This window comes from Trueperaceae bacterium, from assembly GCA_023954415.1.
GTDB lineage: Bacteria > Deinococcota > Deinococci > Deinococcales > Trueperaceae > JAAYYF01.
Genome location: JAMLIB010000023.1, coordinates 1 through 7,205, shown reverse-complemented (window position 1 = coordinate 7,205; position 7,205 = coordinate 1). Strand labels below are relative to the sequence as shown.

Annotated in this window: 11 protein-coding genes; 6 read left to right on the top strand and 5 right to left on the bottom strand. The window is 70.4% G+C overall.

The annotated features are described in order from the left end of the window. The 3 genes from M9914_14220 to M9914_14210 all read right to left on the bottom strand — a co-directional run. Positions 1-1,473, bottom strand: a 1,473-nt coding sequence (locus M9914_14220; protein MCO5175331.1) for a heavy metal translocating P-type ATPase, incomplete at its 3' end; no start/stop codon positions are given. 53 nt (positions 1,474-1,526) lie between these two features. Continuing rightward, positions 1,527-1,850 (bottom strand): metal-sensitive transcriptional regulator, encoded by a 324-nt coding sequence (locus M9914_14215; GenBank protein MCO5175330.1) that lies wholly within the window; start codon positions 1,848-1,850, stop codon positions 1,527-1,529. Beyond that, positions 1,847-2,047 (bottom strand): heavy-metal-associated domain-containing protein, encoded by a 201-nt coding sequence (locus M9914_14210; protein MCO5175329.1) that lies wholly within the window; start codon positions 2,045-2,047, stop codon positions 1,847-1,849. Before M9914_14210 ends, M9914_14215 begins: the two co-directional genes overlap by 4 nt. Before the next feature lie 88 nt (positions 2,048-2,135). Here M9914_14210 and M9914_14205 point away from each other — a divergent pair, with 88 nt between their 5' ends. Both M9914_14205 and M9914_14200 read left to right on the top strand, forming a co-directional pair. After that, positions 2,136-2,594: a cytochrome c gene (locus M9914_14205; GenBank protein ID MCO5175328.1), complete on the top strand. Its 459-nt coding sequence runs from the start codon at positions 2,136-2,138 to the stop codon at positions 2,592-2,594. A gap of 68 nt (positions 2,595-2,662) precedes the next feature. Continuing rightward, positions 2,663-3,115 (top strand): DUF305 domain-containing protein, encoded by a 453-nt coding sequence (locus tag M9914_14200; protein MCO5175327.1) that lies wholly within the window; start codon positions 2,663-2,665, stop codon positions 3,113-3,115. Positions 3,116-3,214: 99 nt separating this feature from the next. Here M9914_14200 and M9914_14195 read toward each other — a convergent pair whose 3' ends face one another. Then, complete coding sequence (locus M9914_14195) at positions 3,215-3,682, bottom strand: hypothetical protein (protein MCO5175326.1); 468 nt, start codon at positions 3,680-3,682, stop codon at positions 3,215-3,217. 90 nt (positions 3,683-3,772) lie between these two features. After that, positions 3,773-4,000 carry a hypothetical protein gene (locus M9914_14190; GenBank protein MCO5175325.1) on the bottom strand — a complete coding sequence of 76 codons (228 nt, stop codon included), beginning with the start codon at positions 3,998-4,000 and terminating at the stop codon, positions 3,773-3,775. Positions 4,001-4,111: 111 nt separating this feature from the next. On the opposite strand from M9914_14190, the gene M9914_14185 reads away from it, so the two are divergent. The 4 genes from M9914_14185 to M9914_14170 form a co-directional block, all read left to right on the top strand. Continuing rightward, the gene (locus M9914_14185; protein MCO5175324.1) at positions 4,112-4,789 is read left to right on the top strand and encodes a response regulator transcription factor; all 678 of its coding nucleotides are present in this window, start codon (positions 4,112-4,114) and stop codon (positions 4,787-4,789) included. A gap of 8 nt (positions 4,790-4,797) precedes the next feature. Beyond that, a complete protein-coding gene (locus tag M9914_14180; protein ID MCO5175323.1) occupies positions 4,798-5,928 on the top strand; it encodes a HAMP domain-containing histidine kinase in 1,131 nt (376 codons plus the stop codon). Between the two features lie 100 nt (positions 5,929-6,028). Further along, entirely contained in the window at positions 6,029-6,784 is a 756-nt protein-coding gene (locus M9914_14175) for a DUF305 domain-containing protein (protein MCO5175322.1), read from the top strand. A gap of 117 nt (positions 6,785-6,901) precedes the next feature. Then, positions 6,902-7,205, top strand: a 304-nt coding sequence (locus M9914_14170) for a cytochrome c (GenBank protein ID MCO5175321.1), incomplete at its 3' end; no start/stop codon positions are given.

The following is a 7,205-nucleotide window of genomic DNA, read 5'->3' as shown; positions in this document are numbered from 1 at the left end:
CGCGGCGCCGTTGCGGAAGAGGATGCCCAGCTCGGCGGCCTTGCCGGTGCCGACCATGATGCTGGTGGGGGTGGCGAGGCCCATGGCGCAGGGGCAGGCGATGATCAGCACCGCCACGGTGTTCACCAGCGCGAAGGTGAGGGCCGGTTCGGGGCCGAACAGCATCCACACACCGAAGGTGACGAGCGCGATGACGATGACTATGGGCACGAAGACGCTGACGACCTTGTCGGCCAACGCTTGGATGGGCAGCTTGGAGCCCTGGGCGTCCTCGACCATCTTGATGATCTGCGCCAGCACGGTGTCGGCGCCGACCTTGGTGGCCTCGAAGGAGAAGGCGCCGGTGGTGTTCACCGTGCCGCCCACCACCTCGTCGCCCGTAGCCTTGCGCGCGGGGATGGGTTCGCCGGTGATCATCGACTCGTCCACGAACGACGCGCCCGTCAGCACGCGCCCGTCGACGGGGATCCGCTCGCCGGGGCGCACCAGCACGGCGTCGCCGGGCACGACCTGGTCGACAGGCAGGGTGAGCTCCTGACCGGCGCGCACCACGCGCGCCGTCTTGGCCTGCAGGCCCAGCAGCTTCTTGATGGCCTCGCTGGTGCGGCCCTTGGCGATGGCCTCGAGGTACTTACCGAGCAGGATGAGGGTGATGATCGCCGCCGACGCCTCGTAGTAGACGTGCGCCGTGCCCGCCGGCAGCAGGCGCGGCAGGAAGGTGGCGACCACCGAGTAGCCGTAGGCGGCGCTGGTGCCGAGCATCACCAGGCTGTTCATGTCCGGGCTGCCGCGGCGCAGGCTGTTCCAGCCGGGACGGTAGAAGCGCCGGCCCGGCCCGAACTGCACCACGCTGGCTAGCACGAACGAGATGAGGTTGATCGTCTGGGCCGGCACCAGCGCCATCAGGCGCGCCTCCAGCGCCGGCACCAGCATGGGCAGCATCACGAACACCACCAGCGGCAGCGTGAGAACGCCGGCGAGGACGACGTCGCGCCGCAGAGCGCGCACCTCCGCCTCGCGCGCCTCACGCTCACGGTCCACCCGGTCGCTGCTCGCGGCCGGCTGGCGGACCTCGTACCCCGCCTTGGTCACCGCTGCCGCCAAGTCGGCGGGAGACAGCGCCCCGGGGATGAAGGTGACGCTGGCGCGCTCGGTGGCTAGGTTGACGTTGGCGTCGAGTACGCCGTCCAGGCGCTTGAGGCTGCGCTCGACGCGCGCCGTGCAGCTCGCGCAGGTCATGCCCCCAACCGACAGGCTGGCCTGCTCGGTCACGGGATCGTAGCCGGCCCGCGCGACCGCCTCGAGCAGGGCGGGCACGCCCGTTTGCTGGGCGTCGAAGCGCACGTTGGCGCGCTCCGTGGCTAGGTTGACGGTGGCTTCGCTCACGCCCGTCACCTTGTTGAGGGCCCGCTCGACGCGCGCGGTGCAGCTCGCGCACGTCATGCCGCGGATCCCTAGGCTTACGCTTTCCATGCCTTCTCCTGTTCGCTAAGCGAGGCGGGCGACGCGAAAGCGTCGCCCGGCGCTCAGGTGCGGTACTTGAGGGCTTCCATCAGTTCCGTGACGATGTGCTCGGTGTCGCCGCGCTGGCTGGCGGTGGCGACGTGGTCGCGGATGTGCGACTTGAGCACGGCGTCGCTGACGCGCGCCAGCGCGCCCTGCACGGCCTTGACCTGCTTGAGGATGTCGACGCAGTAGACGTCCGGATCCTCGAGCATGCGCAGGATGCCGTCAAGGTGGCCGCGGGCGCTCCTCAGGCGGAGCTGAACATCTTCGCGCGTGGCGGGGTCGAGGTGCAGGTGCTCCGCGGTGGTGGTCGCCTCGGCGCCGCCCGCGGCTGCCGAGCTCACGTGGCGGGCCGCGCGCTGTAGCCTTCCTCCTCGACCGCGCGGATGAGCGCCTGGACGTCGGCGTCGCCCTCGACCCGCGCCGAGCCGGCGCTCAGGTCGACGGCGGCGCTGGTGACGCCGGGGACGCCCTCGAGTGCGTTCTTGACGGACGCCTGGCAGTGCGCGCAGGTCATGCCTTCGATGATGAGCTTGTTCATCTTCGCCTCCTAGGCTTTACCCCACCCCAGGGGGGGTGGCATGTGGTTAGTATAGCAGAGCGAATGTCATGGAAGGATGTAGTCGAGCATGCGAACGCAAGGTTCACGACGTAAACGCGCTGGTCGGTGGTGGCTCATCGGCCTCCTGGTCGCGGCGGGAGTGGTGGCCAACGTCATCGTGTGGTTCAGGCCGTTCGGCTGGCCGCCGGCGCGCGTGCGCTACGAGTACCCGACCTACTCAGCGGCGCAAGTGGCGGCGGGAGAGGCGCTATACCGCGTCACCTGCAGCGCGTGCCATGGCCCAGCCGGCGAGGGCGACGCGGCGGCGGAGGTGCCGGCTTTGGACGGGAGCATGCACGCGTGGCACCATGCCGACAGCTTGTTCGCGCGCTACATCCGCGAGGGCGGCGTGTACATGCCGGCGGTGGCGCCCGAGTGGAGCGACGAGCAGGTGACGGCGGTACTGGCCTACGTCAAGCAGTGGTGGGAACCGCGCCAGCGCGCCTATCAGCACGAGGTGTCGGAAGCGAACCCAGCCACTCCTTGAGTTCTAGGGTCACTGACTCGGGCTCGGCATTGCGCCTAACCTCCAGGAGCGGACATCGGAGGTGCCCCGTGAAGGACCGGCCGTACGCGACCCTAGGGCTAGCCGTCGCTATTCACTTCCTGATCATGTGGACCCTTACTTACGTGGGCGTGGCGGCGTTCGAGCACATTCACCTCAACTTGAACCGCTTCTACATGGCCGTGGTGATGGTGGCGCCCATGATCGTCGTCATGCTCGTCGCGATGCGGCACATGTTCAAGAACAAGCGCCTCAACGCGGTGCTTTATACCGTCAGCACGTTGGTGTTCCTGGGTGCGTTCACCGCTATCCGAACGCAGGCGTTCGTGGGCGACGCGCAGCTCTCCCTGTCGATGATCCCGCACCACTCCATAGCCATCAAGAACTGCGAGCAGGCCACGCTGCGAGACCCGGAGACCGTTCAGCTTTGCGAGGAGATCATCCGCGCGCAACGTGAGGAGATCGCCCAGATGGAGGGCATCCTGGAGCGGCTATCTCGCTAGCGCGCTGAACGACTGCCCTCCATCTGGCGCCGACGGTTGAGAACAGCAACCTGATCCGGCAATAGCAAGCGACCGCTCTCTCTGCTGCTTATCGCACTGCTAGTAGTTTCCGAAGAGGCGCACGCCGCCGGCGTCGAAGGCGACGACCTGGAACGGCGCGCTCTTGACGCCGTTCATCCCGGGCGAGCCGGCGGGCATGCCGGGCAGCGCGATGCCGGTCACGGCGGGGCGTTCGCTCAGCAGCCGCTCGATGGCCTCCAGGGGCACGTGGCCTTCCACGGCGTAGCCGTCGACCTCGGTGGTGTGGCAGCTCCAGGTGGTGGGCGGCACGCCGAGGGCCAGCTTGGCGCCGGCGGTGTCCTCGGTGTCGATCACCGTCACCTCCATCCCGCGCTCGCGCAGGATCTCGATGTAGTCGCCGCAGCAGCCGCACCAGGGGGACTTGGTGACGGTCACCTGCAGGCCCGCCAGCGGGACCGCGGCGTGGGCGGGTTGGCCGCCCAGCAGCGCGGTGGCGGTCACCGCCAGCGCTAGCAGCGGGGTCAGTGTCAGTAGCCATCTCTTCACGTTGGTGCACCTAGCCTTCCTCGTCGCGGGCGGCCTGCGCCGCTCCCGCGCGTTAGCAACCGAGAAGCAACCTCTTCTGCGCGCGGCATCTCAGCCCCGCCGTCCGGGCGGCGGCTCCGCGGCGGTAACGCCGGCCGCCGACTCCACCGCGCTTGGCGCCTGCCGGTCGGGCTGGGCGCCGGGGGCGGTGCTGATGTCGTGGCGGGAGAAGTCGGGGAAGAGCGCGCGCAGGAGGCCAAGCGCCAGCAGCACCAGGGCGACGGTGCCAAGAAGCATCCATAGTCCATGGGGTGCCATGTGCGTCAGCGGCGCGCTCATGTCGTCCACGGTAGCGGCCGGTTGTTTCGGTCGCTTAAGCGTCGTGTAAGGTCCGCGTAAAGTCGCGTTGGGCGGATTGGTGTCCCGGAAACGGGTGTTAGTTTGGTGGTCATGAGCCGCATCCTGGTGGTGGAGGACGACGCTGACGCCGCGCAGGTGGTGAGCGCCTACCTGACGCGCGAGGGTTACGCCGTCGAGGTGGCGCACGACGGCGCCGCCGGCCTGCAAGCGGCGCTTACGGCGCCGCCGGCCCTGGTGGTGCTCGACTGGATGCTGCCGGGCGTGGCCGGCCCCGAGTTCCTCACCGCGCTCAGGCGCGCACAGCGCACGCCCGTCATCATGCTGACGGCCAGGAGCGAGGAGAGCGACCGCATCGTGGGGCTGGAGCTGGGCGCGGACGACTACGTGGTGAAGCCGTTCAGCCCGCGCGAGCTGGTGGCGCGCGTGCGCGCGGTGCTGAGGCGCAGCCAGGCGCGCGAGGTGGCGGAGGCGGACGAGGCGGTGGAGCATCGCGGCCTGCGCGTCGATCCGCTGCAGCGCCAGGCGAGCTTCGCGGGGCGCGAGGTGGAGCTGACCACGCTGGAGTTCGACCTGCTGTTCGCGCTGGCGCGCGCGCCGGGGCGGGTGTTCGGCCGCAACGACCTCATCGAGCGCGTGTGGGGCCCCGACTTCACCGGCGTCGACCGCGTGGTTGACGTGCACGTTTCAAACCTGCGCCAGAAGCTCGCCAGCGTGGGCGCGGACGCCCTGCTGGTGACCGTGCGCGGCGTCGGCTACAAGGTGGCATGACTAGCCCGATGACCCGGCCGCCCCGCTCGAGCCTCTACTGGCGCCTGCTGCCCTCCTACCTGGTGGTGGTGGTGGTGGCGCTGGGCACGATGTTCCTGGCGGGCGAAGCGCTGGCGCCATACTTCTTGCAGCGCCACGTGGACGCCATGATGGAGTCGCTGCACGCCCACGGCGACCAGACGCTCGACGCCATGGCCGACGACCTGGCGGCCGGCTTCCGGCGCGCCCTGACGCAGTCGCTCTTGTGGGCGCTGGTGGCGTCCGGGGCTGCCGCCACTATGGTTGGCCTTTACGTCACGCGGCGGGTGGTGCGGCCGCTGCGGGCGCTGACGCGCGCCAGCGGCCGCATCGCCGGCGGGCGCTACAGCCAGCGTCTGACGCAGCGGGCGCCGGGCGAGATCGGGGAGCTGGCGGCGGCGTTCAACACCATGGCGGCGACGCTGGAGAAGAGCGAGGAGCGGCGCGTGCAGCTCATGGCCGACGTGGCGCACGAGTTCCGCACGCCCCTGTCGAACCTGCGTGGCTACCTGGAGGGCCTCGAGGACGGGGTGTTCGCGCCCGAGGAGCTGGCGGCGCCGGCCCGGAGGCAGTTGCAGCGGCTGGAGCGCCTGGCGGACGACTTGAGCCTGCTGTCGCGCGTGGAGACCGGCCAGGTCGACCTGCACCCGGCGGAGGTGGCGGCCGTCACCCTGCTCGATGCCGTGGCGGAGGCGTTCCGGCCGCGCTTCGAGGCCAAGGACGTGACGCTGGAGGTGGCGGCCGCGCCCGACGTTCGCGTATGGGCCGACGCCGAGCGCAGCGGCCAGGTGCTCACCAACCTGGTGGCCAACGCCCTGCGCTTCACGCCTGCCGGGGGCCGGGTCAAGCTTGCGGTTTACGCGGTTGGCGAGGGGTGGGTGCGCTTCGAGGTCAGCGACACGGGCGGCGGCATCCCACAGGGGCAGCTCAGCCTGGTGTTCAACCGCTTCTACCGCGGCGACCAGGCGCGCGCCCAGCAGGAGGGCGGCGGCAGCGGCATCGGGCTCACGCTCGCCAAGCAGTTAGTGGAGCGCCAAGGCGGCGACATCGGCGTCAGCAGCCGCCTGGGGCAGGGCAGCACCTTCTGGTTCACGCTGCCGCGGGCGCCGGACGCGGGCTGAGCGCCGCTCCGCGTCCTGGGCGGCTTTACCGAAACCTTACACGGGCGTTATCGCCGGTTCACGCGCGCGCCCGAACATGCTCCTCGACAGGAGGAGCGCCATGACGCACCGCAAGACACTCTTCGCCGCGCTGCTCGCCGCCGCGCTGACCACCACCGCCCTCGCCAACCCCGACCACCACCCGCCCGGCACGACCACGCCCCCCGGCGCCGCCCCCATGGGGATGGGTGGCGCGATGATGGGCGCCGACGCGATGGGCGGCATGCACGGGCCCATGATGGGCCACATGCCAAGCGGCATGATGCGCCAGATGCACGAGATGATGGCCCAGATGCACGGGATGCCCGCCGGTCAGACGCCGGGCATGATGCACGGCGCCGCCGGCACGACAGAGCTGGGAGGCTTGGCTGGCGAGGAGTTCGAGGTGGCCTTCATGTCGATGATGATCGCCCACCACCAGGGCGCCATCGCCATGGCCGACTGGGTGCTCGAGCGCGGCGACGACCCCGAGGTGCTGGCCGCCGCGCGCGCTGTCAAGGCCGCCCAGGCGCCCGAGATCGAGCAGATGACCACCTGGCTGCGCGCGTGGTACGACGCCGAGGTCGACGGCGCCTCGGCGGCGACGATGGACGCCGAGATGAGCGGCATGATGACGGCCATGGCCGAAGGCCCAGACCCGGATGCCGCCTTCCTGACGGAGATGATCGCGCACCACCAGGGCGCCATCGACATGGCCCAGCTCGCGCTCGAGCGCGCCACGCACGCGGAGCTGCGCGACCTGGCGCGCGACGTCATCGTCACGCAAGCCGGCGAGGTGCACCAATACCAGGCGTGGCTGGCCGACTCCGCCGACTGAAGCCAGGGGCGTGTCCGGTCGCGGCGCGCTAGCGGCCGACCCGCCCCCACTCCTCTAGCCCGCCCGCTGCCCGTACGGCCGCTGCGGCCGCCATCCCACCGAACGAGGTTGAAGACATTGTCCCGAAAGCCCAAGCAACGCCGCCGCCCGCGCCCATCCACCATCGCCCTCGCATCGGGCGTCGTCATCGTGGTGATGTTCGCCGTCTACGCCCGCCTGAGCGGCGGCGACGCCGGTCCGCTCACCTACCCGACCTACACCGCGGAGCAGATCGCCCAGGGCGAGCAGTACTACCAGGCCAACTGCGCCACCTGCCACGGCGCCACCGGCGCCGGCAACTCGCGCGCCGGCATCCCCGCGCTGGACGGCAGCATGCACGCCTGGCACCACCCCGACTCGCAGATCGCCGCCATGATCCGGC

Coding starts and splice junctions, on each gene's coding strand:
- M9914_14185 (MCO5175324.1), top strand. CDS start 4,112: ATGAGCCGCATCCTGGTGGTGGAGGACGACGCTGACGCCGCGCAGGTG.
- M9914_14210 (MCO5175329.1), bottom strand. CDS start 2,047: ATGAACAAGCTCATCATCGAAGGCATGACCTGCGCGCACTGCCAGGCG.
- M9914_14205 (MCO5175328.1), top strand. CDS start 2,136: ATGCGAACGCAAGGTTCACGACGTAAACGCGCTGGTCGGTGGTGGCTC.
- M9914_14175 (MCO5175322.1), top strand. CDS start 6,029: ATGACGCACCGCAAGACACTCTTCGCCGCGCTGCTCGCCGCCGCGCTG.
- M9914_14190 (MCO5175325.1), bottom strand. CDS start 4,000: ATGAGCGCGCCGCTGACGCACATGGCACCCCATGGACTATGGATGCTT.
- M9914_14180 (MCO5175323.1), top strand. CDS start 4,798: ATGACCCGGCCGCCCCGCTCGAGCCTCTACTGGCGCCTGCTGCCCTCC.